Annotated in this window: 22 protein-coding genes; 16 read left to right on the forward strand and 6 right to left on the reverse strand. The window is 65.1% G+C overall.

Annotation, left to right across the window (positions count from 1 at the left end; translation table 11 throughout):
* The first annotated feature begins 5 nt into the window (after positions 1–5).
* Genes AC5JBD_RS03730 through asnB form a run of 5 tightly spaced genes read left to right on the forward strand, consistent with a single transcriptional unit; the run spans position 6 to position 7,472 of the window.
* Positions 6–1,031, forward strand: a complete 1,026-nt coding sequence (locus AC5JBD_RS03730; protein WP_495720410.1) for a lysylphosphatidylglycerol synthase transmembrane domain-containing protein — start codon at positions 6–8, stop codon at positions 1,029–1,031.
* On the forward strand, positions 1,028–2,410 hold the full coding sequence (locus tag AC5JBD_RS03735) for an NAD(P)/FAD-dependent oxidoreductase (protein WP_495720411.1): 1,383 nt from the start codon (positions 1,028–1,030) through the stop codon (positions 2,408–2,410). Before AC5JBD_RS03730 ends, AC5JBD_RS03735 begins: the two co-directional genes overlap by 4 nt.
* Entirely contained in the window at positions 2,407–3,963 is a 1,557-nt protein-coding gene (locus AC5JBD_RS03740; RefSeq protein ID WP_495720412.1) for a hypothetical protein, read from the forward strand. Before AC5JBD_RS03735 ends, AC5JBD_RS03740 begins: the two co-directional genes overlap by 4 nt.
* Positions 3,960–5,474, forward strand: a complete 1,515-nt coding sequence (locus tag AC5JBD_RS03745) for a hypothetical protein (protein ID WP_495720413.1) — start codon at positions 3,960–3,962, stop codon at positions 5,472–5,474. Before AC5JBD_RS03740 ends, AC5JBD_RS03745 begins: the two co-directional genes overlap by 4 nt.
* 3 nt (positions 5,475–5,477) lie before the next feature.
* Entirely contained in the window at positions 5,478–7,472 is a 1,995-nt protein-coding gene (gene asnB / locus AC5JBD_RS03750) for an asparagine synthase (glutamine-hydrolyzing) (RefSeq protein WP_495720414.1), read from the forward strand.
* Here asnB and AC5JBD_RS03755 read toward each other — a convergent pair.
* Complete coding sequence (locus AC5JBD_RS03755) at positions 7,469–8,656, reverse strand: nucleotidyltransferase domain-containing protein (RefSeq protein WP_495720415.1); 1,188 nt, start codon at positions 8,654–8,656, stop codon at positions 7,469–7,471. The genes asnB and AC5JBD_RS03755 overlap by 4 nt on opposite strands.
* 182 nt (positions 8,657–8,838) lie before the next feature.
* Between AC5JBD_RS03755 and AC5JBD_RS03760 the strand changes: the two genes are divergently transcribed.
* From AC5JBD_RS03760 to AC5JBD_RS03790, 7 genes are all read left to right on the forward strand, one after another.
* The gene (locus tag AC5JBD_RS03760) at positions 8,839–11,166 is read left to right on the forward strand and encodes a YadA-like family protein (protein WP_495720416.1); all 2,328 of its coding nucleotides are present in this window, start codon (positions 8,839–8,841) and stop codon (positions 11,164–11,166) included.
* A gap of 188 nt (positions 11,167–11,354) precedes the next feature.
* Complete coding sequence (locus tag AC5JBD_RS03765) at positions 11,355–11,717, forward strand: hypothetical protein (RefSeq protein ID WP_495720417.1); 363 nt, start codon at positions 11,355–11,357, stop codon at positions 11,715–11,717.
* A gap of 81 nt (positions 11,718–11,798) precedes the next feature.
* The gene (locus AC5JBD_RS03770) at positions 11,799–11,933 is read left to right on the forward strand and encodes a hypothetical protein (protein ID WP_495720418.1); all 135 of its coding nucleotides are present in this window, start codon (positions 11,799–11,801) and stop codon (positions 11,931–11,933) included.
* Positions 11,934–11,985: 52 nt separating this feature from the next.
* Positions 11,986–13,896 (forward strand): asparagine synthetase B family protein, encoded by a 1,911-nt coding sequence (locus AC5JBD_RS03775; RefSeq protein WP_495720419.1) that lies wholly within the window; start codon positions 11,986–11,988, stop codon positions 13,894–13,896.
* 112 nt (positions 13,897–14,008) lie between these two features.
* A complete protein-coding gene (locus AC5JBD_RS03780) occupies positions 14,009–14,467 on the forward strand; it encodes a lasso peptide biosynthesis B2 protein (protein WP_495721184.1) in 459 nt (152 codons plus the stop codon).
* A gap of 12 nt (positions 14,468–14,479) precedes the next feature.
* Entirely contained in the window at positions 14,480–16,246 is a 1,767-nt protein-coding gene (locus AC5JBD_RS03785) for an ATP-binding cassette domain-containing protein (RefSeq protein ID WP_495720420.1), read from the forward strand.
* Positions 16,243–17,166, forward strand: coding sequence for a hypothetical protein (locus tag AC5JBD_RS03790; protein WP_495720421.1), 924 nt, complete (start codon positions 16,243–16,245; stop codon positions 17,164–17,166). Before AC5JBD_RS03785 ends, AC5JBD_RS03790 begins: the two co-directional genes overlap by 4 nt.
* On the opposite strand, the gene AC5JBD_RS03795 is transcribed toward AC5JBD_RS03790, so the two are convergent.
* Positions 17,147–17,431, reverse strand: coding sequence for a PqqD family peptide modification chaperone (locus tag AC5JBD_RS03795; RefSeq protein WP_495720422.1), 285 nt, complete (start codon positions 17,429–17,431; stop codon positions 17,147–17,149). The two genes, AC5JBD_RS03790 and AC5JBD_RS03795, sit on opposite strands and share 20 nt — an antisense overlap.
* A 28-nt stretch (positions 17,432–17,459) precedes the next feature.
* A complete protein-coding gene (locus AC5JBD_RS03800) occupies positions 17,460–18,746 on the reverse strand; it encodes a sugar transferase (RefSeq protein ID WP_495720423.1) in 1,287 nt (428 codons plus the stop codon).
* A 186-nt stretch (positions 18,747–18,932) separates the two neighbouring features.
* On the opposite strand from AC5JBD_RS03800, the gene AC5JBD_RS03805 reads away from it, so the two are divergent.
* Positions 18,933–19,931, forward strand: a complete 999-nt coding sequence (locus tag AC5JBD_RS03805) for an NAD-dependent epimerase/dehydratase family protein (protein WP_495720424.1) — start codon at positions 18,933–18,935, stop codon at positions 19,929–19,931.
* Here AC5JBD_RS03805 and AC5JBD_RS03810 read toward each other — a convergent pair.
* Complete coding sequence (locus AC5JBD_RS03810; RefSeq protein WP_495720425.1) at positions 19,928–20,518, reverse strand: hypothetical protein; 591 nt, start codon at positions 20,516–20,518, stop codon at positions 19,928–19,930. The two genes, AC5JBD_RS03805 and AC5JBD_RS03810, sit on opposite strands and share 4 nt — an antisense overlap.
* Positions 20,519–20,795: 277 nt before the next feature.
* Here AC5JBD_RS03810 and AC5JBD_RS03815 point away from each other — a divergent pair, with 277 nt between their 5' ends.
* Together AC5JBD_RS03815 and AC5JBD_RS03820 are read left to right on the forward strand one after the other, a co-directional pair.
* Positions 20,796–21,056, forward strand: a complete 261-nt coding sequence (locus AC5JBD_RS03815) for a hypothetical protein (protein ID WP_495720426.1) — start codon at positions 20,796–20,798, stop codon at positions 21,054–21,056.
* Between the two features lie 161 nt (positions 21,057–21,217).
* Complete coding sequence (locus AC5JBD_RS03820) at positions 21,218–22,210, forward strand: M48 family metalloprotease (protein WP_495720427.1); 993 nt, start codon at positions 21,218–21,220, stop codon at positions 22,208–22,210.
* On the opposite strand, the gene AC5JBD_RS03825 is transcribed toward AC5JBD_RS03820, so the two are convergent.
* The gene (locus AC5JBD_RS03825) at positions 22,154–22,954 is read right to left on the reverse strand and encodes a tryptophan 2,3-dioxygenase (protein WP_495720428.1); all 801 of its coding nucleotides are present in this window, start codon (positions 22,952–22,954) and stop codon (positions 22,154–22,156) included. The genes AC5JBD_RS03820 and AC5JBD_RS03825 overlap by 57 nt on opposite strands.
* A 97-nt stretch (positions 22,955–23,051) precedes the next feature.
* Between AC5JBD_RS03825 and AC5JBD_RS03830 the strand changes: the two genes are divergently transcribed.
* Complete coding sequence (locus AC5JBD_RS03830) at positions 23,052–24,620, forward strand: PQQ-dependent sugar dehydrogenase (RefSeq protein ID WP_495720429.1); 1,569 nt, start codon at positions 23,052–23,054, stop codon at positions 24,618–24,620.
* Here the strand turns inward: AC5JBD_RS03830 and AC5JBD_RS03835 are convergent.
* Positions 24,611–25,081 (reverse strand): DUF411 domain-containing protein, encoded by a 471-nt coding sequence (locus AC5JBD_RS03835; RefSeq protein WP_495720430.1) that lies wholly within the window; start codon positions 25,079–25,081, stop codon positions 24,611–24,613. The two genes, AC5JBD_RS03830 and AC5JBD_RS03835, sit on opposite strands and share 10 nt — an antisense overlap.

Below are 25,081 nucleotides of genomic sequence, written 5' to 3' on the forward strand. Positions count from 1 at the left end.
CCTCCATGCAGAGCTCGCCCGTGACAGATCGGGGACGAGGCAAGTGGGTCAAGCTTGGCCTCGGCCTGCTGATCAGCGCCATCTTCCTCTATGTGACCTTTGCGACGGTGGACTTTGCGCGCGTCGGCGCCGTGCTCCTCGGGGCGGACCCACGCTGGCTCGGAGCGGCGGCTGCTTTCCTCGTGCTCGCTTACGCACTCAAGATCCTGCGATGGACGACGATGCTGAGGAGTCTCGGGGCCAGGATTGGATTTGCCGATGCAGCGCCGCCCTTCCTGGGGGGCATAGCCTTCAATAATGTCCTGCCGCTCCGCGCCGGCGACATCATTCGGGTTGTCGCCTTTCAACGCTTCACCGGCATCGCGCCCTCGGGGCAGCTTGGCACGCTCTTGCTGGAGCGCTTGCTCGACCTGTTCGTCCTGATGACCATCCTCTTCGCCACGATCAGCTTCTGGCAGATTGACGCGATCGATGGGACGTTGCTTTCCGCGCTGCGCTACGCGGCCTTGGCCATCGCTGCGGCCATTCTGCTGTTCATCGCTGCCCCGCATGTGATCCGCTCGATCGTGCGCTGGGTCGAGGCGCGGCTTCCTCGCCTGCGGCAAGCCGGTGAGGCTCTCCTGCGACTTTCCGAGGCGCTGGCAACACTTTCGAGACCAGGGCTGCTGTTCCAACTGACCCTGCTGAGCTTCCTTGCCTGGCTGGCGGAGGGGGGCATTTTTTATGCAGTCGGCCAGGCACTCGACGTGGCGCCGACCGTGCAGGCCGCTCTGCTGGCGCTCAGCCTTGGCACGCTTTCGACCATCATTCCGAGTTCGCCCGGATATGTCGGCACCTTCCACTATTTCACCGCCCAAGCGATCGGAGCCCTCGGCGCGGATCGCGCAGGAGCTGCGGCCTATGCGCTCCTAGTCCACGCGCTGCTGTGGCTGGTCACGACCATCACGGGCTTTATCCTCCTGGCGGTGAGCGGCATGACCGGCGGGCGCGCAGCCGCGTCCGCCCCCACCAACAAGGAATTCGTGCAGTGAACGCCCCTTCCTCCATCGCTCCGGCTGAGCCGATCGTCATCGTCGGCGGCGGCTTTACGGGCCTCTCGGCCGCCCATGATCTCGCCAAGGCCGGCCACAAGGTGGTGGTGCTCGAGAAGGAGCCGAGCGTCGGCGGCCTGGCAAGTGGGTTCACCGTCGGGGAATTTACGCTTGAGCGCTTCTATCACCACTGGTTCACCAACGATGTTCACGTGATGGAGCTCATCAAGGACATTGGCAAATATGATGAGGTCGTGTTCCGGCCGACGCGGACGGGTATGTATTATGCCAACACGATCTTTCGTCTTTCGACGCCGCTCGACCTGCTGAAGTTCAGCGCGCTGAGCTTCGTCAACCGGATCCGGCTCGGCCTGCTGGCGCTGCGGGCGCGCAGCATCCGCGACTGGAGGTCGATCGAGCACATGACGGCCCGCGACTGGCTCATCAAGATGGCCGGCAAAGAAGTCTTCAGTGTGGTCTGGGAGCCGCTCCTGGTGGGCAAGTTCGGCCCCTTCGCGGACAAGGTCGGTGCCGTCTGGTTCTGGAAGAAGCTCGCGCTCCGCGGCGGCAGCCGCGACAAGGAGGGTCGCGAAGTCCTGGCTTACTACAAGGGCGGCTTTTCAGAGCTTGCCGAGGCATTGAAGCGCCGACTGGAGGAGCTGGGCGTGGAGGTGAGGGTGAACAGCCCCGTCACCGGCCTCGACGCAGAGGGCGGCAGGGTGACTGCCGTGCACACTCCCGGCGGGTCCATTCGCGCAGGCACCGTGCTGATGACGCAGGCCCTGCCGCTGATCGCGGATCTGCTCGATCCGCATGCACCGATCGATTATGTCGAAAGCCTTCGCCGCATCAGCTACCTAGCCAATATATGCCTCGTTCTGGAGATGGATCGGAGCCTTTCCGAAACCTACTGGCTCAACGTCAACGATCCGACCTTCCCGTTCGTGGGAGTCATCGAGCACACCAATTTCGAGCCCCCCGAAAATTACGGCGGGCGGCACATCGTCTTCCTGTCCAAATATCTGCCCGACACCGACCCGCTCTACCGGATGCGCGACGAGGAGGTGCTCGACTTCGCGGTCCCGCACCTGCAGCGGATGTTCCCCGATTTCCGGCGTGAATGGGTAACCGAGCACCATGTCTGGCGCGCCCGCTTCTCGCAGCCGATCGCCGAGCCACACTATTCCGGTCTTATCCCGTCGGAAGACACGCCGTTAGCAAACGTCCTCATCACCTCAATGGCCCAGATCTATCCGGAAGATCGGGGCACCAATTATGCGATCCGCGAAGGCCGACGCGTCGCTGCCCGGCTCAGCGCGCGTCTCCACGGAGATGCGGGCGCGCCGGCGGAGAGGATCCCCCAGAAAGCCGTCGCGTGATGGCGGCGAGCTCGGCCCGTCGATCGTCAGGCATCTGGAACGAGGCATTGCGAGCCGCGTCGGACGCCGCGCCCGACAGAGCCCGGCGGATCGGCATCATCTTGCTGATCGGCGTGCTCGCGGGTGCGTTGGCCTATCGCCTATGGCTGTTCGTGTCGGAGGACTTTCCGCTCAACGATGGCGGCCTGTTCCTGGAATTTGTTCGTGCGAGTGCACGCGCATTTCCGGACCTCCCCGCCACGATCAGCTACAATGGCGAGACGATTCCCTTCGCCTACCCGCCGCTGTCATTCTGGATCAGCGGCCTGCTGGCACGGCTCGGCGCGGAGCCGCTCACGCTGGTCCGCACATTGCCGATCCTCGTGAATATATTCTGCCTCGCGGCCACCGCTTGGCTGCTCGTGCGAACCAGCCCCTCGCGCTTGTTCGCGGGCCTCGCCTTGCTCTTCTTCTGCGTCCGGCTACGCTCGTTCGAGTGGTTGGTCATGGGCGGCGGCCTCAGCCGCGGCATCGGTGCTTTGTTCTTCACCTTGGCTTTGGTGGCCATTTTGGCCTCCGCCGAGCGACCGGATGAGCGCCTCGGCAGCCGCAATGCGATCATGGCGGGTCTCGCTGCCGGCGGAGCGATGCTGTCTCACCTCGAATGGGGGTTGCTGGCGGCTGGAGCGGTCGCGCTGGCAGTTCTCCTGCGTGCGCAGAGCCCGTCTCAGTTCTTCTTGAAGGGCGCGTTGTCGGCGGCGGCCGCGTTACTGGTTGTATTGCCCTGGGTGGCGGCGGTGCTGCGGCAGCACGGGCTCGCTCCGTTCGAAGCAGCCAGCGGAAGCGGCTCGTGGGAGGCGGAACTCCTGCAGTCGCATCTGGTCTTCCTGGTGAGGACGGCGGCGACCAATCCACTGCTCCCCCTAGGTGCGCTTTTCCTGTTGATGAAGCGGCAGTTCTTTTGGCCAGGCCTGCTGCTTTTGGCCCTGTTCCTGACCCCCCGGCATGGCGGCACTGCTGCCAGCTTGCCGCTGGCGGTTCTCAGCGCAGCGGGCGCAGTCGGCCTGCTGGCAGTGCTTACCAGATATATCGCGCCGCGGACGGCCTTGGCTGTCACCGGCATGGCGGTCCTGTTCCTGGCGGGGTTCAGGCTCTATCGCGATGCGCCGTCGTTCAGCGACGCGACGGCGCCTCTCAGCACCGATCAGCGAGCTGCCATGGCCTGGGTACGTGCCGAGCATTCGGGCGCGCGTTTCCTGATTGTCAGCGGGAGGGCCTGGGAGATGGACCGTGTGTCAGAATGGTTCCCTGTCCTCGCGCGTGCGAACAGTGTGGGAACGGTTCAGGGCTCCGAATGGCTCCCGGCCGGCGCCTATGCTCAACGGGTTCAGCAAGCCAAGCAGATGAATGGGACCGGCAACTGCCAATCGATCAGCTCAGTTGCGGCCCGCAACAAGGTCGACTTCATTTGGATAGAGGCCGAGCCGGACTGCATGGCCGGCTCCGGATCCGCTCCTGTCCATGAGAGAGGCAGCGTCAAGATCTACGAAGTCGGGGAAGCTGCCTCGCAATGAACCTATTGGCATCAACTGGCCTGGCCCCGGCGGGCGCGGCGGGCGTATCCAGCGGGGGCTGGGGTGCCGCAAGGCTCGCGGTGCTGGTCCTGCTCGGGGCGGCGGTGCTGCATCGCGCGGTGCTTGCCCTGACGCTCGACTTTCCTATCAACGACGGCGCCCTCTTCCTGGAGTTCGTCCGCTCGGCGGCCGCGACCTTTCCGGCGCTGCCTGCGAGCGTGACCTTCAATGGTCTTGGGATTCCTTTCGCCTATCCGCCGCTTGCCTTCTGGATGGCAGGCGGGCTGACGCAGATGGGAGCCGACCCGCTCGAAATAGTCCGCGTCGCGCCGCTTCTCATGAATATCCTCTATTTGGGGCTGTTCACCTGGCTGCTCTATCGGCTCGGCGTGCCGGAGCTGGTGATCGCGATCACGCTCTTCTTCTTCATCACCAACTTTCGCTCGTTCGAGTGGTTGATCATGGGCGGCGGTCTGGCGCGGCAGCTCGGCGCCCTGTCCATGGTCGGAGCCCTGTTGATCCTGAGCTGCCGCAGCCCGCATCCTGGGCGATTGCAGATCCTGCGCTTGGCCGCCGCGGGCGGCTGCGTGGCCGCTGCCGTGCTGAGCCACCCGCAGTGGGGCATCCTGGCGGCGGCCGCGGCGATTGCGATGCTGGCAGTGCAAGGCGGCGGCATCCGGATCTTCATCATCCGAAGCCTGATCGTCGGCTTGACAGCGGTGGCGATCACGATCCCCTGGATCGCCCATATCTTGAGTACGCACGGCTCGGGCCCGTTCGCAGCGGCGGCGGCAACCGGCGAACACAGCGCGATGCCTTCGACGATCATCTCCTTCGTCAAAGCGGTCTTGATAAATCCATTTATCGCCATAGGCGCCGCCGCTCTGCTGCTGAGGCGCGACTACTTCTGGCTGTTGTTCCTCCTCGCCGCGATTGTGCTGACGCCGAGGCTGGCGCCCTCTGCCTGGTCGCTGCCGATCGCAGTATTCGCGGCGCAGGGTGCGGTCACGACGGCGAGATTGCTGCGCGCGAAGATCGGCTTCGGCACTGCGGTTGCGGCGACTGCAGCACTAGCCCTGGTGATCGTGGGCGTGCGGATCGAGCGCGATCTGCGTCTGTCTTCGCCCGTATACCGTCCGCTGGATCCAGACCTCCGCGCAGGGATGGCCTGGGTTGCCGCGCATCGCCCGGGTGAGGCTTTTGCTGTTTTGACCGAAGCGCCCTGGTATTATGATGCCAGCGCAGAATGGTTTCCCGTACTCGCCAGCGCCACGAGCACGACCACGGTGCAGGGACGCGAGTGGCTGCCCAACCGGGAGTTCGGCCGCTGGTTCGACATGTCGGAGGCGCTGAAGGCGGATGAACGATGCGCCGGGCTGTTGCAGAAGATTCGCGGTTTTGGGCGCGCGAGCTATGTCTGGGCGGAAACCCACCGGAGATGCTTCGCGGCTGCCGGACAGCAACCGCTCTACGAGAATGAGGATGTCGCCATCTATGCGTTGGACCCTTGATCCATGTGCGGCATAGCTGGCCTTCTCTCCGGTGAGCCGGTCACGCGCGCCGCCATCGAGCGCATGACGAATCCGATTGCTCACCGCGGTCCCGACGATGCGGGTGTTTGGATCGACCAGGAGGCCGGTGTCGGCCTCGGTCACCGCCGGCTGTCTATCGTCGATCTCTCGCCGCTCGGGCACCAGCCGATGCCGTCGAACGACGGTCGCTGGGTGCTCAGCTACAATGGCGAGATCTACAACCATCTCGAGCTTCGCCGGGCGCTAGAGGGATCCGGTGAAGGCGCAGTCGGCAACGGCTTTCCGTGGCGCGGGCACAGCGATACCGAGACGCTGGTCGAATGTATTGCGGCCTGGGGGCTCGAGGCGACGCTACAGAAGAGCGTCGGCATGTTCGCGCTCGCGCTCTGGGACAAGAAGGAGCGGCGGCTTTTGCTCGCTCGCGACCGGTTCGGAGAGAAGCCGCTTTACTACGGCTGGGCAGGCGGCGATTTCGTCTTCGCGTCCGAGCTGAAGGCGATCCGATCCCATCCGCGTTTCGCCAACGAGATCGACCGCCGCGCCGTTCGGCTCCTCGCGGCACGGGCCTATGTACCCGCGCCGCTTTCCATCTATCGCGGGATCTACAAGCTCGAACCCGGCTGCATCCTGTCGTTGGCCACGGACGCATGGAAGCATCCCTATGCCGAACCGCCGGTCGCGGGCGGCCCCGCCAATGGGCTCACGCTGCAACCTTATTGGTCATATCGCGACGTCGTCGGGCAAGGGCTCGCCGATCCGATCGCCGATGAGGAAGAGGCGCTCGAGCGTCTCGAATCGACCTTGGCGGCGGCGATCGGCGGGCAGTCGGTCGCTGACGTGCCGGTCGGCGCCTTCCTCTCCGGCGGGATCGATTCGTCGACGGTGGTCGGGCTCTACCAGAAATATTCGCCGCACACGGTGCGCACCTTCTCGATCGGGTTCGAGGAGGATGCGTTCAATGAAGCCGAGCACGCCAAGGCTGTCGCGCGCCATTTCGGCACCGACCATAATGAGCGCTATGTCACTGTGAAGGAGGCGCAGGAGGTCATCCCGCTTCTCCCGATCATGTATGACGAGCCCTTCGCCGACAGCTCGCAGATTCCGACCCACCTCGTCAGCCGCTTCGCACGCGAGCAGGTCACGGTGGCGCTCTCCGGCGACGGTGGCGACGAGCTGTTCGGCGGCTACAACCGCCATTTTCAAGTGCCCCTCCTGTGGGAGCGGGTCGGCAGGGTCCCGCGGCCGCTTCGCTCTCTCGTCGGGGCGCCGCTCAGCCGCCTTCCCGCCACCACCTGGAACCGTCTTGCGCGGTTGGTGCCCGGCATGGAGCATCGCCCGCATTTCGGCACAAAGGTGCAGAAGGGGCTCCGCCTGATGGGCGGTGCCCGCGGCGTGGAAGACATCTACAACAGCTTCCTCGACGAATGGAGCTTCGAGGCGTCGCCGCTACTCGGCGCGGAGGCGGCATCAGCCCGGCTGGGCTTCGACATGGACGTGGCGCCCGGCGCGTCGGACGCGGTGCGGATGATGTATTGCGACGCCGTCTCCTATTTGCCCGACGACATCCTCTGCAAGGTCGACCGGGCGGCGATGGCGGTGAGCCTGGAGACGCGCGTGCCGTTCCTCGATCACCGGGTCGCCGAGCTCGCCGCCCGCATCCCGGCGTCGATGAAGATCCAGGGCGGCAAGGGAAAGCAGATCCTCCGCAAATTGCTCTATCGCGAGGCCCCGCCGGGCCTGTTTGAGCGGCCCAAGGCCGGCTTCGGCATTCCTGTGGGCGAATGGATCCGAGGACCGTTGCGGCCGTGGGCCGAGGAACTGCTCGACCATTCGGCGCTCCGACAAGGGGGCTTGTTCGATGCGGACGTCATTCAGCGCCGCTGGCGGCAGCATCTGAGGCATGAACGCGACGCGACGCCGGCGCTCTGGGCGGTTCTGATGTATCAGGCCTGGGCGCGCGAGAACCAGGCCGCTTAGAGCGGGCCCGGCCCGCGGACGCGGCGCCACAGCCAGCTCGGCAGCAGCATCAGCGGATAGAGGAAGTGCAGCGGCCGCGGCAGCGGGAGCATCGCGCGGTCATGATGGCTAAGGCTTTTGCGTCGGATCTCCGACGCCTTGTAGCGCCAGCCGGGCGCGAGCAGGAAATGGGCGAGATGGATCGGAACGGTGCCGAGCACGGTATCGTCGAGTTCGGTCTCGCCATAGCGCCCCGCCATGGTGCCGAGCGCGACCCGCACCAGGCGCCGTGTCGCCGGATCGGCCTTCAGCTCCGCGGCAAGACCAGGCGGGAGCGTGCGGTCGAACAGCCGCTCGCACAGGAGCAGAGCCTGGGCGGAGCAGCGGCCGACGCCGAGGGTGAGCGAGCGGCGGTAGAGCCGCTCGAGCTCGTTCGACTCGGCATCCTTCAGCAGCGCGGCCAGGTCGGCGATCCATTTCATGCGCGACCATGCGTGTGTTGCGCCGTGGACACAAAGGTAGGCAAAAAGCTCGTCCCGGGCGAGCGTCGGAAGCTCGATACCCGGGGCGATTGCGACCCATTGGCGGGGTGATCGGGCATCGATCCTGGGCATCAGGCGGGGATTGTCGACGAGGCCGGTATGGAGCTCCAGAATGATGCCGTTGCGCGGATGCCTCCACCCTGTCTCCTTGCAGAGAGCTAGCCAGATCGGGAGCTTATCAGACCCGACTTCGGGACCTGGGAGGGTGCGGGCATAGCCGGCCTGCGCCAGCAATTCGCACGCTTGCTCGACCGCTTCGGACGCCACGACGAGGTCGATGTCGCGCGCCCTCTTGAGCCCCAACGTGCCGTAGGCGAGCATGTCTAGCGTTGCCCCCTTTACGAACAGGAAGGGCAGTTCCGCCGTCTCGAAGAGCCGCTTGAGGCGCAGCGACTCCGCCGCGAACGCGAGGTTCTGTCGGGCAATGGCGTGCGCCTCTCCGTCCAGCAGCGCGACGACGTTCGCGGGCGCGCTCACCCCTGCCGACGTGAGAGCATCGCTGACGAGCCCCTCGACCCGTTGCCGCCGCACGATCCGCAGGAACCGGGACCAATCGATGTCCTGCGAAGCAGCCGCGCGCACGGTCTCGTCACGCTCTGGGGAGGGCGGCCAGCGACAACAGGCCGCGGTAAGCAGGAATTCGTCGCCGAGCTTCACTTTCATCCCCGATTATGTCGGCAGGCCCTGCCGCCGCCGCTTAGCTTAAATCAATCGCAAACGGCAAAACTCGTTGCTTTTCCGCCGCACGCATTGATTTAATGGGATTGCCAAGCGCTCGCCGCCCGAACTAGACACCATCAGCGAAGCGCAGGCATAGCGCGTCCGTCGAACAGGGAGTGAACGGCATGCAATTTTCAAACAAGATCACCAAGAGCGCCTTCGCCGCAGCGGCGAGCCTGATCGCCATTTCCGTCGCCAGCCCGGCCTTCGCCGACGCGACACCGGAATGCAACGTGAACGTGAACCCTGCGGCGCTGCGCAGCACGGAATGCGGCGTGGACTCCAATGCGCCTGCCGAGCGCGCGACTGCAGTCGGCGAAACCGCGACGGCGACCGGGCTGCGCTCGACTGCAGTCGGCGCGACCTCGTTCGCGCAGGGCGCCCGCTCCACGGCGGTCGGAAACGTCTCCAGCGCGCTGGGCGATCTCGGCACCGCAGTGGGCAGCAATGCCAATGCCGACGCCGCCGAAGCCACGGCGCTTGGTTCCAACTCGGTTGCGGCGGGCCTTCGCTCGACCGGCGTCGGCGTGAGTGCCAATGCAGAGGGTGAACGCGCGACGGCAGTGGGTGAAACCGCCACCGCCACCGGCCTGCGTTCCAGCGCGTTCGGCGCCACGGCCTTCGCGAGCGGCGCCCGTGCGACTGCGGTCGGCAATGTTTCGAGCGCCATCGGAGATTTGTCGAGCGCCTTCGGCAGCAACGCCAATGCGAACGCCGAATCGTCGACTGCGCTTGGCTCGAATTCCAACGCCGCGGCGCTCCGTTCTACGAGCGTGGGCGCCGACTCCGACGCGACCGGCGAACGGTCGACCGCATTGGGCGATACCGCGACCGCGACGGGCCTGCGCTCTACTGCAGTGGGCGCTACGGCCTTTGCCCAGGGCGCGCGCTCCACGGCGGTCGGCAACGTTTCGAGCGCGCTGGGTGAACTGTCGAGCGCCTTCGGCAGCAACGCCAACGCGAACGGCGCGTCCGCGACGGCGGTCGGCGCGAATTCGAATGCCGATGGTCTTCGCTCGACGAGCCTCGGCGCCGACTCCGATGCGACGGGCGAGAGGGCGACGGCAGTCGGCGAAACCGCAACCGCGGTTGGTCTGCGGTCGACTGCGGTGGGCGCCACGGCCTTCGCTCAGGGGGCGCGTTCGACGGCGGTCGGCAACGTTTCGAGCGCGGAGGGCGACCTGTCGAGCGCATTCGGCAGCAATGCCAATGCTATCGCGGCCAACTCCGTCGCAGTCGGCAGCAATGCCACTGCGCGCGCCTTGAGCTCGATCGCGATCGGCAACGGCGCGGGCACCGCGGCGGGCACGACCCCGTCGGGCGTAGCTTCGCTCGGCACGTCCGTCGCGATCGGCAACCTGGCCCAGGCGACTAGCGAGGATGCGGTAGCGCTCGGGGATGATGCCCGTTCGACCGGCTTCCACTCGACGGCGCTTGGCGGCGAGTCCCGTGCAACCGCCATCGGATCGCAGGCGTTCGGCTGGCGGGCGAATGCGTCGGGCGACTTCTCCTTGGCTACGGGCCACGTCGCGCAGGCGACGGGCGTCCGCTCGACCGCTATCGGCAAGGACACCGCTGCCTCCGGCCTGACCTCGACAGCGGTCGGCAATCTCGCTGTGGCCAGTGATGAGGACGCGGTCGCCGTGGGCGACCTTGCAACCGCCACCGGCTTCCACTCCACCGCCGTCGGCGGCGAGGCGAGAGCTACGGGGCGCGGCGCTCAGGCGTTCGGTTGGCAGTCCGAGGCCTCGGGAGAGCTCTCGCTCGCTTCAGGCCATCAGGCGCTGGCGACTGGCGTTCGTTCAACGGCCATCGGTAAGAGCGCCGTGGCGAGCGGCGCGACGTCCACTGCCCTCGGCAACACCGCAACCGCCTCGGCGACTAACGCCACTGCGATCGGCAGCGGTGCTACGGCGACCTTTGCCGGTTCGACGGCAATCGGTGCCGGCGCCACCACCACTGCCGCCAACCAGGTTTCGCTGGGCGGGGCAGGCAGCACGGTGCGGTTCGGCGACATCGCAGCCAGCACTGCGGCCCAGACGGCGGCTTCGGCCAACCTGGCGACGATCGACGCCAATGGCATCCTCGGCCGGAGCACGGTGAGCGCGGCTTCGATTGCCGCCCTCGGCACAAATATCAGCACCCTTCAGGGCAACGTCACAACGCTGCAGACCCAGACGGCGCAGTTGTTCGATCTCGCGGACATCAATCGCCGCGACATCCGGAGGGCGCATGAGGGCGTCGCGATGGCTCTCGCCATGGAAACCCCGGGCATTCCGGCTGGCGCCAACTACGCCATGTCGGGCGGCATCGGCTATTTCGACGAGCGAGCCGCCGCCACTGCCGCCTTCTCGGCGCGGGTCGGCGAGATGTCGTCGGTTTCGGCCGGCGTCGGCGTCGGCTTCGACAGCGGGGAAGTGGGCGCACGCGCCGGCTTCCAAGTTGCATGGTAAGCATCCGCTCAAGCGGAAAGAATGGCGGGTCGGGGCTTCGTGCCCCGGCCCGTTTTCTTCTCACGGCTGTTTTGATCTCAGTCTCAGGGCCGGTTTTCGGCCAGTCTAGAACGCAGCCGCGGTCGGCCGAGTCCCAAGCGCGTCCTGCGGCTCCTGCTCAAGCCGCAGCCCCCGACATGCTCGTTGTAATGAAGTTGATCTGGTCCGCCATGGCAGCGCTGGATCATGCCAATCAGACAGGCAATTATTCGGTGCTCCGCGACCTTGGAGCGCCAAGCTTCCAAGCCAATAACTCGGCGGCCACTCTCGCCGGCATCTTTCAGTCGCTGCGTAACCAGCGCGTAGATGTCTCGAACGCGCTCGTGGTTACGCCAGCCTTCGAAATCCCTCCCGTAATCAACGAGAACGGGTTGCTGCGGGCGCGGGGCAGCTTCCCGCTCAGGCCAAATGCGGTCGGTTTCGACCTGCTCTTTCAGAATATCGGCGGGCAGTGGCGAATATTCGGAATCGCGGTCGTGCCACTGACTTCACAAGGCTCCACAAGAGGTTGATATGCGAACAAAAGAATGGGTTGAGAGTTACAGGGGCTTGAGATAGGACGGCGACACACTCTTTGTCAGGGAGACGATTGTATGAGCAACGAGATGAGCAACGAAGTTTTCGAGAAGCAGGAGTGGGTTCGCCCGGCTCTGCAGCGGCTCGACGCAGGTTCCGCGGAAAGCGATGAGGGCGGCACGCCCGACGGGAGCGGCCCGCAGGCTTCTTAATCTCGAACCAACTCTGTTAGGGCCTCCGCCTCGATGAGGCGGAGGCTTTTCTATGTCCGCTATTGCTGGCTTCTGGCGCTGGGCGAGCACGGAAAGTGTTGGCCAATATTGTGGCGACATGCTTCGCAGTCAGCATGCATATGGTCCTCATGATAGCGCCTATCGAGCGCTTGCGGATATCGCCCTAGGTCGCTGCCTCTACAGGACGCTTCCTGAGGATATGCATGACAGGCAGCCGATCGTGGGCGGCGGCGGGCGCTATCTACTTGTCGCTGATATCCGTCTCGATAACCGGTCGGAACTGATGGAGCGTCTTGGAGTGAGTGGCTCCGAAGGCCACTCCCTTGCCGACTCCGCGCTCTTGATGCTCTGTTTCGAGCGCTGGCACGAACAGGTTCTCGACTTCATCGTGGGTGACTATGCCTTTGCGGTCTGGGATGCCGCGGAAGATCGGCTTTTCCTCGCGCGCGATCCGTTTGGCGAGCGACCACTCTTCTTTCACCGCGGGCGGGACTTCTTCGCCTTCGCCTCGATGCCGAAAGGGCTCCATGCCCTGCCGCAGGTTCCCCGCCGTCCCAATGAAGCCAAACTCGCCGAGTTCGTCGCCCTCGTGCCGGACCTGGATGAAGCGACGCACTATGCGGGGGTGAGCAAAATCTTGCCCGGGCATGCGCTGCGTGTGACGCGGGACCAGCTGGTCCAGTGGCGATATTGGCGGCCTCAATCCCGGGATCTCGGCCTCAAGGACTTTCGCGAGTATCGCGAGGCTTTTCGAGCAGAGCTGGACAGAGCCGTAAGATCACGTTTGCGGGGCGTGGACCAGAAGGTGGCTTCCCACCTGAGCGGCGGGTGGGACAGCAGCGCAGTGACCTCTACGGCAGCGATGCTTCGTCTGCCGGCCAACGGCTCCGTGATTGCGTTCACTTCGGTGCCGAGCCGCGCCAGCCGCTCGGTCGCCCCATTCGGGAGAATCGCGGATGAGGGCGGGATCGCGGCGGAGGCTGCGGCGCTGCATGCCAACATCGAGCACGTGCTGGTCGAAGGGTCGGATCATTCTCCGATCGCAAGCCTCGATCGTTATGTGGAGACATATGATCGGCCACTCCACAATCTCTGCAACTTCCTATGGATGGGCGAGATCCAGCGCCTTGCAAGTGCCAGGGGTGCATCCGTCCTGCTGACTGGCGAACTCGGCAACCTCAACATCAGCGCGGCACCCTATCGCCTGCTCGCCGACCTAATTCGCCAGCGACGGCTGCGCGACTGGTGGCGGGAATCCAGGGCCCTGCTCGCAGCTAGGAAAGCCCGGGTGCGAGTCATCGCCGCCAATTCCTTCGGTCCGTGGGTGCCTCAGCTCATCATGGAGCGCGCGCAGAAACTGTCATCGCAGCCGCACAATCTGCTCAACGCCGCCGTTCACCCGCATATGAAGCGGGCTATCGAAAAGCGACGGGCTCACTTGAAAGGTCGGAAAAAGCCGGGTGACCAGTTAGAGGCCGCAATTCAGGTGATCGCAGGCTATGACTTCGGCAACTATCGAAAGGGCGCTCTTGCCAACTGGGGAATCGATGAGCGTGATCCCACCGCGGACCGGCGGCTCATGGAATTCTGCTTGTCGCTACCCACCGAGATGCTGCTCAAGGACGGGGTTCGTCGCCCGCTCGCTCGCGCTGCTCTGTCGGACCGGCTGCCTCCGGCGGTGCTCGACGAGCGCCGCAAGGGTTACCAAGCCGCCGACTGGCACGAAGGTATGACCAAGGATCTCGGGTCGATCGCGAAGTTGGTCGAAGAGATTGCGGCAAATGCCACTGCCTCATCCATCCTTGATGTCGACGCGATGAGAACTTGGATCCGCGAATGGCCGAGCAGCGGCTGGGAAAATCCGAGAGTAATGACCCAGTATCGGCTGGTGCTGCTGTCCGCGCTCTCGGCAGGACATTTCATTCTGTCGACAACGCGTTGAAAACAGCAGGGATGGAACGCGCCGTCATCACCTCGCCCGATAGAGCTCGGCTTGGTTGGCTGACAGGTTGCGCATCGGGCGATATGAACCGCCTCAGGCAGCAACGACCGATATGACTAGAGCTCCTTCTAACATTCACCGACTGTTGCGCCTCAGCGGTTCCAACTGGCTTGTTCTGACCGAGGCGATATTGAGCCTTATCGCCTCGTCCGTGGCGATCCGAATTCTGCCGTTCAGGCAAACTGCGGAGCTGATGCAAACACGATCGAGGCGGATGGAGCCGGACTCGTCCGAGCATGATCGTCTTATTGCTCAATGCCGCTGGGCGGTGCGGACGTGGGCGGATCGGGTGCCGTGGCGGGCAGTCTGCTTCCAGCGCGGGCTGGCCTTGCACCTGATGCTGCGACGGCGAGGGATCCGGTCGATCCTCCACTATGGGGTGGCGCAAGGCAGAGAGGAAGGGCTGCGTGCCCATGTCTGGATCGATGCTGGCGGGCGGACCGTGCTTGGCGGTGAGGAGGCCCCCCAGTTCACCTGCCTCGCCTCATTTCCTCCCGCCCGTCGGGACTGAGGCGCCTTGGTCGTGCATCAGGCGGTCTCGACGCCGGCTCCTGCTCGGAAGCTCGGCACGTTGCGGGAGTTTGCGGGCGATTTCCTGCGCTTCATGGGATCGCGCGCTTGGGGCGCGGGGGCGTTGCTCGTGCTCGGCGCATTGGTCGAGGGCATCGGCCTGCTTCTGCTGCTGCCGATCCTGACCGTCGTTCTCGGCGCCGGCTCGTCCAGCGGCTGGATCGCAGACTTCAGCCGGCAGCTCGTCACCTTCATCCCGGCCGCGACGCCCTTCTGGCAACTCGCTTTCCTGCTGGGCCTGTTCGCCCTGTTGCTCGCAATCCGGTCGCTGATCATGATCAAGCGAGACGTGACGCTGGCGCGGCTGCAGATCGGTTTCCTCGAATCGCACCGCCTCCGGATCATCAGGCTGATCGCCAACACCCGCTGGGACGTGATCTCGCGGTTGAAGCACGGACGAGTGACGCATGTGCTTGGCGGCGACATACAGGCTTGTGGCGACGCGGCTTATCTCGGCCTGCAATGCGCGGTGAACCTGGCCATGCTCGCTGGACAGACCCTGCTGGTCCTGTTCCTGTCCCCGGTACTCGCCCTGATCGTCGTCCTTTTGCTGGCCGGCGGCGCCCTGGCGCTCCGGCCGGTGCTGCGGCGGTCGCGCGCGCTGGGTGCTCAGCTCACCGAGTCCAATCTGGCGCTGGTCACCAGTACAACCCAGTTCCTGGGCGGCCTCAAGCTCGCGCTCAGCCAAGACCTCCAGCGGAGCTTCGTTGCCGAGTTCGAGGAGACGCTCGGCCACGCCGGCTCGCGCCGGGTGGCGTTCACGCGCCAGCGCACGCGCGCTCAGCTCGCGCTGACCTCGACGGCCGCCTTGGTCGCGGGCGTTGCGATGCTGGTCGGCATCGGTCTGCTCGACGCTTCGCCGACGGCGCTGATCGCCTTCCTCTTCGTGCTGGCGCGGATGAATGGGCCGGTGATGGTCATCCAGAGCGCGGCGCAGCAGATCTTTCATAGCCTTCCCGCCTACGGTAAGATTAAGGAACTCGAGGCGGAGCTCAGCCGACAGCAGAACGCGGAGCCGCCAAGAGCCGCAACCGAGGCAAGGATCGAAGGCGCCGTCACGTTCAAGGACGTCAGCTTCACGCATAGCGGCTCGAGCGGCGGCGAGGGAACCGGTGGAGTGAGGGAGCTGAATCTCGCCGTCGAGCAGGGCAGCTTCGTTGGCATCACCGGGCCATCGGGCGCCGGCAAGACGACGTTCTCGGATCTGCTTGTCGGCCTCTACTCTCCGCAGTCAGGGGGCATCAAAGTGGCGGGCAAGCCGCTCGAGGGCGAGCATCTGCTCGCCTGGCGCGCTTCGATCAGCTACGTCTCCCAAGACCCGTTCCTGTTCCATGACACCGTTCGCCGCAACCTGCTCTGGGCGCGACCCGACGCCGCCGAAGAGGATCTCTGGGCAGCGCTCCGGCGCGCGGGCGCCGAGCCGCTCGTCCGGCGGATGCCGCTCGGACTGGAGAGCTTGGTGGGCGAGCGAGGCACTTTGATCTCCGGCGGTGAGCGCCAACGGATCGCGCTTGCCCGCGCGCTGCTGCGCCGGCCGTCGCTGCTTCTCCTCGACGAGGCCACCAACGCTATCGACGTTGAAGGGGAGAGGGCGATCCTCAGCGAGCTGCGCAGCGCACCCGACCGGCCGACGATCGTAATGATCGCACATCGCGAGGCGAGCCTCAGCCTCTGCGAGAAGCTGATCAGGTTCAGCGACGGAATGGCGGTGGCAGCGTGACGTCTCCTGACGCGCCGGACCTCTATGGCGTTTTCGGCCTGCGGCTCCGGTCGGAGATTCCGCTGCCGGAGCTGTTCCCAGCTCATGGCCCCGGCGAGGCGGATGTCGTCATCCGCTACGGCAGGGTCGAAGGCGAATATGCGCTCACGCCGGAGGCGATCCGCCTCGTCATCCCGAAGGTCGCCTCGTATCAAATCACCGGCGGGCGCGAGATCTTGATCGACCCTGTTCCCGGCTGCTCGGAGCGTAACATCAGGCTGTTCCTGCTCGGCTCGGCGCTGGGCGGTATCCTCCATCAACGCGGGCTGCTTCCGCTCCACGCCAACGCCATTGAGATAGAAGGGCGTGCGGTTGCCTTCATGGGCCATAGCGGTGCAGGCAAATCCACCATGGCCGCCTGGTTCCTGGACCGTGGCTACCGCGTCCTTGCCGACGACGTCTGCGTCGTCACCATGGACGAAGCGGGGCAGCCGCTTGCGCATCGGGGCATTCCCCGCCTGCGCCTATGGCGCGAAGCGATCGAGGTGAGCGGTCGCACGGTCGAGGATTACGAGCTCTCGTTCGACGACATGGACAAATATAACGTCCCGACGCCGCGGCCGGAGGACACCAGGCCGCTGCCGCTCGACCACGTCTATCTGCTTCGCAAGGCTGAAGGGGGCGAGGCCGGCGTCCAGCGGCTGGTGGGGGTGGAAGCGGTCGATGCGCTGGTCGCGAACACGTACCGCGGCGGCTATGTCGGCCGCATCGGCGCAACGCGGCAGCATTTGGCCTCGTGCCTGGATCTGGTGCGCAAGGTGCCGGTCTTCGCCGCGACGCGCGTCTGGGGCTTTGCCGATTTTGACGAGCAGGCGACCGCGCTGGAAGCGCATGCTCGAGAGCAAATCGCGGCGCGTGCGCCTACTGCCCGGCGGGCTTGATCAGGCCTTCCGCTTTAAGATCGGTCAGCAGGGCATCGACATCTGCCCGACAGGTTGCAGGGTCGACCGAATATTCCTCCGCGAGCGTGGCGCAGATCTGTTCGGGCGAGATCGGCTCGGCGAGCAGTGCCCAGATGCGCGAGGCGACATTGTTCATGCCGTAGCACTGGCCCTTTTCGATATGCAGCGCGACGATCTCGCCGTTCACGTCCGCCTCGAGCAGGTCCTCGCAGCGGATGATCCGCGCGTGCCGGTCGTCAGTCATCTTTATTCACTCCAATCACGAGCGGCGTCTAACGGGCGCCGAAGCCGCTCACAATCGTCCGGATGGTGCGCGCGACGATCAGCACGTCCAACCAGAAGGAGAAGTTCTTGATATAATAGAAGTCGTAATGGAGCTTCCAGAGCACCTCGTCGACGTCGGCGACATGGCCCTGCTTAACCTGCGCCCACCCCGTAATGCCGGGCCTGACGATGTGTCGATATCGGTAGAAGGGGAGCTCGGCCTCATACCAGAGCGACAGCGGCACCGCCTCCGGACGCGGCCCGATCCAGCTCATCTCGCCGCGGACGACGTTGATCAGCTGGGGTAGCTCGTCGATCCGATACTGGCGGAGGAAGCGCCCGATCCGGGTGACCCTTTCGTCGTCCTCCCGAGTGATCGCCGCCTGCCGCGCATCGGCCCCGATCCCGGGCGCCGTCTCTCGCATGGTGCGGAACTTGAACATCAGAAACGGGGAGCCGCGATAGCCCATGCGCTGCTGCCGGAAGAGCACCGGACCCGGTGAATCGATGCGGATCAGCAGGGCAATGAGCAGCAGGAACGGAAGGAGGAGCGGAAGTGCGAGAAGCGCTGTGACGAAGTCGAATGCCCTTTTTCCCTTCGCGAACACGATGCCGGGGATCAGCGATCCAAGATTATTCTCGGACAGATGCTCGATCGCCACTCGTCCCGTCAGCGATTCTTCGATCTGCTTGACGTGCATGACCAGAGTGCCGTTCAGCGCCCGGTCGGCCAGGAAGCGCTCCCATTCATCGGGAATGTCGGCACGCAGGTCGGCAACGATCACCGGATATTGATCGGCAGTCGGATCGTCCCTCGACAGCTCGATCCAGTCTACGCCGGGTATGCCGAACAGGCTCTTGACCTGGCCATGCGGGATTACGCCGATGGTCAGCCGCTGCTGCCGCTGCAGCTTGAAGTAGATGACATAGTACCAGAAGACCGCCAGCGCGAAGCTCGTGACGAAGTGCAGTCGGCTATAGTCGAGGCGGGCGAAGAAGAAGAAGGCGAGGACAAGTCCATAGGAGACGGCGAAGGAGGGGAGGATATGGAAGGATGCCCGGACGCCCGGATAGCGGGAAAGCCGTCGGAACCCGTAATAGCCGAGCACCAGCGCGACGAAGGTCCCAGCCAGCGAATTCTGTAGGCCGATATATTCGAGTTCCTGCATCTCGAGCTGGACGCGCACTGCCCAGGGGGCGAGTACGGCCAGCAGCAGGCCGATGCCGAGCTGGAGCCGCACCCTGTTCCAGAAGGTGGGCCGCACACTGGCAAATTTTCCGGTTTCGATCGACACGTAGACTAGGCCCGAGCGGCTCCCGCGGGAGTAAAAGGCGTTCCGTGCCAGCGTTACGAGCTTTGACCGCCTGAATCCACAGACGGATAGCGGCGCGCGCTGCACCGCACAATGCCGGGATGGCACCAGTTGTCGCCGCCGGGACCCTCGTCTAAGCGGCGCCCGACCCCCAACAGGCGGAATTGCATGACCACCCTCATCACCGGCGCGGCCGGTTTTATCGGCTCCAGCGTTGCGCGGCGCCTGCTCGAGCGTGGCGAGACGGTGCTCGGCCTCGACAACGTCAACGATTATTACAGCCCACAGCTGAAGCGCGATCGCCTCGCCGAACTCGGCCGCCAATTCGGAGGCGCCTTCCTCTTCATCGAGGCGGACTTCGCGAATGCGGCCGCCTTGGGTGGTGCGCTAGAGAGAGAGGCGTTCGACGGCATCGTGCACCTCGGCGCGCAGGCCGGCGTCCGCTATTCGATTGAGAATCCCGGCGCCTACGTTCAGTCGAACCTCGTCGGTCATCTCAACATGATGGAGATCGCGCGACACCGTCAGTCGCGGCATTTCGTCTATGCTTCATCCTCCTCGGTCTATGGCGGCAACAAGAACTTGCCCTTCCGGGTGGAGGATCGGGTGGACCACCCGCTCTCCCTCTACGCGGCGACCAAAAAAGCGGACGAATTGATGAGCGAGACCTACGCCCATCTCTACCGGCTGCCGCAGACGGGGCTCAGGTTCTTCACCGTCTACGGCCCCTGGGGACGGCCGGACATGGCGATGTGGCTGTTTACCCGCGCCATCTTCGCCGGCGAGCCGATCCAAGTGTTCGGCGAGGGCAACATGCGCCGCGACTTCACTTATATAGACGATATCGTCACCGGTATCGTCGCTGCGCTCGACAACCCGCCGCCCGACGACGGGCAGGAGAAGGCCGGCGGCAGCAAGGGGCCCCACCGGCTCTACAATATCGGCAACAATAACAGCGAGGAGCTGACGCGGATGATCGCGATCCTCGAGGAGGCGTGCGGGCGCAAGGCCGAGAAGATCCTGATGCCGATGCAGGCCGGCGACGTGCGCGACACCTATGCCGACATCAGCGCCATCCAGCGCGATCTCGGCTTTCAGCCGTCGACGAAGATCGACGTCGGCATCCCTCGCTTTGTCGACTGGTATCGCGCCTATCACGGCGTCTAGCGCGAGGCGGCCGCACCCCGCATCAGCCGCGCCCCGCGCTCGGCGAGCCAAGGCTGATTCTCGCGCGTCAGCATCTCCAGATACGAGCGCGGCTTCTTCATCAGCGCTTTAGGCGTGTCGGCCTTCATCCCCAGCGCGGCGGCGACGTGGGCGACGAAGAAGACGCAATTCTGCCGGTTGAGATGATAGGAGGGCTGCTCCAGCGTTCGCCAGCGCTCGACCGTGGCCATGACGCGGTCATAGTCGTCGTCGCTGAGCGTGATGGTGAAGTGCCGGTCGCTGTTGCTCATATATTCGGGATCGACCGACATCACCTCTCCCTTAACCGAGCCTAGCAATACCGCGGGAGAGACATGTGTTGCCGTGAAGCCATAGTTGGCATTGATTCTCTCGCCCGTCCGGTCGAGCGTGCCTTCCAGTGCGACATAGGCATGCGGGAAGCTGGCCCCGAACTCCTTGGAGAGAAAGGTGATCTCGACCGCGGCCGAGGCGGGAGCGGCCGCCACGAGCAGCCACATTCCGAGCAACTGGAGCACGACTCGCGCATGGAGGCGGCCGGCGAGGATCGGAACTGGCTCTGTGATCAAGGCTAAAACCCTTGCAATGACAGCATGTTACTAGGCGGATGCACACCCTCTACGACGGCCTGATGCGCAATGGCAACAATCCGGCAAATATTATCGAATGGGGTGAACTTCCATTGCCGACCGGCGTTCGGCGGTTCAGGGTTCGTAAACGGAACGAGCCTATGGCAGGTTTCACAAGCAGTTCGGTTCGGGAATTCCGGGGTAGACAGGTGCTTATGCCTCGGATATCAGGACGCGAAATCAAAGCAGAAGTTTGAGTACGAAGGGAGAAGCTGACGTGGTTTTCAAGGGACTTATCGCTGCGGTTGCAGCCATCGGTCTGTCGGCGACGCCGGCGATCGCTGCCGCCAATGGTTCGGCTGCTGCCGCTCGTGCGGCCAGCGCGGAGATTGCTCCGGCTGACGAGACCGTCGATGGCGAGAGCGAGATGTTTGGCCGCGGTGGCTTCATCATCCCGCTGCTCGTGATCATCACGATCATCATCGGCATCTACATCGCCGTCGACGACGACGAAGAGGGTCCGCCGGTCAGCCCGTAAGCACGGGCCGGCTTAGGTCGGATTTTGAATCGAATTGGCCGGGTGAGGGTTTCCCTCATCCGGCCATTTTCGTTTGGCCTGGGTGCAGGGGAGGCCGTTCAGCGGCCATGCAGCCGCTCTTGCTAGGGCCATAGCGACTTGCGCCGTAGGTCGTTGCTCCAATGAAGCTCTTACCCTTCGCCTTTCTCTGTGCCGCGGCGCTCATCGAGGTTGCTCCCGCGGCCGCGCAAGCCGCTGAGGCGTCGGGCTCCTTGCTCCGCGCGGCGGATCACCGGATCGGAGAAATCGCTTATCGGCTCGCCTTGGGTGGCACGCGCTTCTGCCCGGCTCCGCACCCGGTCACGGGTCTCCTGTTCCACCATCTCGACGAATATGAGGCGGCCGGGCGGGCCGCGATGATCGACCGTCACGGCCTTGATCGCGGCCTCGGCATTCTCAGCGTAATCGGAGGGAGCCCGGCCGCCGTCGCAGGGCTTCGTGCCGGCGACGTGATCGTCGCCGTTAATGGAGAGCCGATTCGGCAGGACGCCAGTCGCGCCCCGGCTCGCGCAACGCCGCGGCGGGCGGTGCTCGAAGCCGCCGAGATGCAGATTGAGGAGGCTTTGGGCCAAGGCCCAGCCGACATCACAATTCTTCGGAACGGCGAGACGCTTCCGATTCGGCTGGGATCGACGCCGGGTTGCCCGGTGCGGGTTCGGCTCGCCCGTTCGACGCAGACCAATGCGTTCGCGAACGGGCGCTATGTGACGCTGACGACCTCCGGTGTCGATTTCGCCAATAGCGACGCCGAGGTCGCGGTCATGATCGGGCACGAACTGGCCCATAACATCCTCAATCATCCCGACCGGCTGGACGAACAGGGAGTGCCGCGCGAGGGGCTGCTTCGCGGATTCGGCGCCAATGCCGACAAGGTCCGCGCGACCGAGGAGGAGGCAGACCGGCTCGGCATCAGCCTCGTCTGGGCGGCCGGCTTCGATGCGTCCGCTGCCATTCCTTTCTGGCGGCGTTATTATGAGCGGTTCGACGGGCCGCAGCTGTTCCGCACGCATCCGACCCTGGCGGCGCGCGAGCGCATCATCACCGAGACCCTTGCCGCCCTAGACGCGAGTGCGCAGCGACCAGAGTTCCGGGAAGGCGCGCTTCCCGACCGTTGACTGCAGATAGGCAACCCCGGCCGTGCCGCCGGTCCCGCGCTTCAGGCCGATGATGCGCTCGACCGTGAGCACATGCTTGTGCCGCCAGGTCGCCATCGCATCGTCGAGGTCGACCAGCTTCTCGGCGAGCTGGTAGAGCGGCCACCATCGCGCCGTGTCGCGATAGACCTCTGCCCAGGCCGTCTCCACCGCCTCGCTCGGCTGGTAGCATTCGCTCCAGTCCCGCTCGAGCACCTCCGCCGGCAGCGGAAGGCCCGCGCGCGCGATCGCGGCATTGGCTTCGTCCCAGAGGCTCGGGCGATGAAGTGCCTCGGACAAGGCTGCATGCCATTCCGATCCCCCGGGCTGATAGCGCAGGTGCGCCGCGTCCTTGAGGCCGAGCAGATATTCGACGAGCCGGAACTGCGCCGACTGGAAGCCGGAGCTCGAGCCGAGCACGCCCCGGAAGCTCGTATAGTCTGCCGGCGTCATCGTCGACAGCACGTCCCAGCTCAGCGTCATCACTGCCTGGATGCGCGACACGCGCGACAGGATCTTGTGGACCGGGATCAGCGAGTCCTGGCGGATCAGTTCACGGGCGAGGTTCAGCTCGCCGACGATCTGCTTCAGCCACAGCTCCTTGGTCTGATGGATGATGATGAACAGCATCTCGTCATGATGGTCGGAGATCGGATGCTGGGAGGTGAGCAGCTGGTCGAGACCCAGATAGTCGCCATAGGTCATCGCGGCGGGCGTGTCGGTCATGCCTCGCCCTAGCATGACCGCCGGGCGGCGCAAAAAGAGCGATTGCCAGCCGCAGCAAAGGGGCGTCAAAGTCGGAGGACTCAGCAGGAGCGCGCCGATGCGCAGGCGACTTCGATCTCATCCCTGGCTCGCCGTTGCGGGGGCGCTGGCGATCGCCGGCTGCGGCGGCGGCGGCAGCGGCGGCACGCCTGCTCCCACGCCGACCCCGGCACCTTCGCCGACGCCAACGCCGACACCTGCGAATCAGGCACCGGTCTTCACCTCGGCAGCCAGCGCCAGCGTGCCCGAGAACAGCAGCGGCACAATCTACACGGCCACGGCCAGCGATGCGGACGGCAATGCGCTCACCTTCTCGCTGGCAGGCGGCGCCGACCAGGCGCTGCTCCGCATCACTGCGAGCGGCGCGCTCTCCTTCGCCACGCCGCCCGATTTCGAAGCGCCGGCCGACGCCGACGGCAACAATGTCTATCTGGTCCGGATCGGCGTCAGCGACGGCATGACCAGCGCCACGCTCGACCTCTCCGTCACCGTCACCAATTCAGGGACGGACGCCTTCCGGGTGACGCGAGTCGGCACCGGCTTCGCCCAGCCGCTTTTCGTGGCGCCGCTGCCGGACGGATCCGGCCGGGTGTTCGTCGTGGAAAAGGGCGGCCGGATCCGCATCCTGACGCCGGGCGGCGCGTCCGTCCTCTTCCTCGACCTCAGCGCATTGGTTTCGACCAATGGGGAAAGGGGGCTGCTGGGTCTCGCCACCGCGCCCGATTTCCAGGCGACGGGCAATTTCTACGTCTACCTCACCAATCCGCAGGGTAATATCGAACTGCGGCGCTACCGCACCACCGCCGCCCGCGACATCGCGGAGCCAACCAGCGGCGACGTGCTGCTCGTCATCCCGCACTCCGGCGCCAACAACCACAACGGTGGCTGGATCGGCTTTGGTCCTGACAATCTCCTTTATCTTGGGGTCGGAGACGGCGGGGGATCGGGCGACCCGTCGAACAACGCACAGAACACCAATCTCCTGCTCGGCAAGATGCTGCGCATTGACGTATCCCGCGACGATTTCCCTGCGGACGCTAACCGCGATTACGGCATCCCCGCCAGTAATCCGTTCGCCACCGGCGGGGGCGCGGGCGAGATCTGGGCGGTGGGGCTTCGCAACCCCTTTCGTGCCAGCTTCGATCCTGTCACCGGCAATCTCTTCATCGGCGATGTCGGGGAGGGCGCGATCGAAGAGATCGACCTGATGAGGCCGTCCGATGGCGGCGCGAATTTCGGCTGGTCGGTGCTGGAAGGGACGCGGCAGTTCAAGGGCCCGGGCCAGCCCTCGTTCATGCCGCCCGTCGCCGAATATCCGCACGGCACCGGGCCGCTCGAGGGCCGCACCGTCACCGGCGGGTACGTCTATCGGGGGCCGGTCGAGTCGCTGCAGGGGCTCTACTTTTTCGCCGACTTCATAAGCAGCAACATATGGTCGCTGCCATTGTCGGAGCTGGTCCCCGGAAGCACCGCACCGAACAGCCGCTTCACTAACCGGCGCGCTGATTTCACACCCAATGCCGGGGCGATCGGCAGCATTACCAGCTTCGGCGTGGATCAAGCCGGCAATCTCTACATCGTCGATTTCGATGGCGAGATCTTTCGGGTCGAGCGGGCTCAGCCGTAGCGGGCAAAGACCGAGCGGCGGCCGTTCGGAGCGAAGGCGATCACCTGATAGGCATCGCGCCGGCTGTGGCCGACGTCCATGCCCGGCGATCCGGCCGGCATGCCGGGCACGGCAAGGCCGCGGACGAGTTTGCTCTTGCTGCGGATCAGGCGCTGGATGTCGGCCGGCGGCACATGGCCCTCGACCGCATAGCCGTGGATCAGCGCTGTGTGGCAGGAGTGCAGGCCCTCCGGGACGTCCTGTGCGCGCTTGATTCGATGCATGTCGGGCGCTTCGACGATCGGCAGCTTGCGGCTGAACGCAGCCTCCATCCGCTTCGCCCATTCCAGGCAGCAGCCGCAGCCCGGGCTGTGCCACATCACGAAGCTGTTCGCCGGCGCCGCTAGCAAGTTGCTCACGGGGAGCAAAGCGGCCGCGGCGGCGGTGCCGAGGAAGAAGCGGCGGTCAATCAGCGCTGTCAT

Source organism: Allosphingosinicella sp., from assembly GCF_059502505.1.

What these genes read in the sequence shown, in the direction of transcription:
- AC5JBD_RS03770 (WP_495720418.1), top strand. Translation starts at nt 11,799, where the DNA reads ATGAGCAACGAGATGAGCAACGAAGTTTTCGAGAAGCAGGAGTGGGTT.
- AC5JBD_RS03760 (WP_495720416.1), top strand. Translation starts at nt 8,839, where the DNA reads ATGCAATTTTCAAACAAGATCACCAAGAGCGCCTTCGCCGCAGCGGCG.
- AC5JBD_RS03765 (WP_495720417.1), top strand. Translation starts at nt 11,355, where the DNA reads ATGAAGTTGATCTGGTCCGCCATGGCAGCGCTGGATCATGCCAATCAG.
- AC5JBD_RS03755 (WP_495720415.1), bottom strand. Translation starts at nt 8,656, where the DNA reads ATGAAAGTGAAGCTCGGCGACGAATTCCTGCTTACCGCGGCCTGTTGT.
- AC5JBD_RS03780 (WP_495721184.1), top strand. Translation starts at nt 14,009, where the DNA reads ATGACTAGAGCTCCTTCTAACATTCACCGACTGTTGCGCCTCAGCGGT.
- AC5JBD_RS03820 (WP_495720427.1), top strand. Translation starts at nt 21,218, where the DNA reads ATGAAGCTCTTACCCTTCGCCTTTCTCTGTGCCGCGGCGCTCATCGAG.
- AC5JBD_RS03825 (WP_495720428.1), bottom strand. Translation starts at nt 22,954, where the DNA reads ATGACCGACACGCCCGCCGCGATGACCTATGGCGACTATCTGGGTCTC.
- AC5JBD_RS03835 (WP_495720430.1), bottom strand. Translation starts at nt 25,081, where the DNA reads ATGACAGCGCTGATTGACCGCCGCTTCTTCCTCGGCACCGCCGCCGCG.
- AC5JBD_RS03805 (WP_495720424.1), top strand. Translation starts at nt 18,933, where the DNA reads ATGACCACCCTCATCACCGGCGCGGCCGGTTTTATCGGCTCCAGCGTT.
- AC5JBD_RS03830 (WP_495720429.1), top strand. Translation starts at nt 23,052, where the DNA reads ATGCGCAGGCGACTTCGATCTCATCCCTGGCTCGCCGTTGCGGGGGCG.
- AC5JBD_RS03775 (WP_495720419.1), top strand. Translation starts at nt 11,986, where the DNA reads ATGTCCGCTATTGCTGGCTTCTGGCGCTGGGCGAGCACGGAAAGTGTT.
- asnB (WP_495720414.1), top strand. Translation starts at nt 5,478, where the DNA reads ATGTGCGGCATAGCTGGCCTTCTCTCCGGTGAGCCGGTCACGCGCGCC.
- AC5JBD_RS03745 (WP_495720413.1), top strand. Translation starts at nt 3,960, where the DNA reads ATGAACCTATTGGCATCAACTGGCCTGGCCCCGGCGGGCGCGGCGGGC.
- AC5JBD_RS03795 (WP_495720422.1), bottom strand. Translation starts at nt 17,431, where the DNA reads ATGACTGACGACCGGCACGCGCGGATCATCCGCTGCGAGGACCTGCTC.
- AC5JBD_RS03730 (WP_495720410.1), top strand. Translation starts at nt 6, where the DNA reads ATGCAGAGCTCGCCCGTGACAGATCGGGGACGAGGCAAGTGGGTCAAG.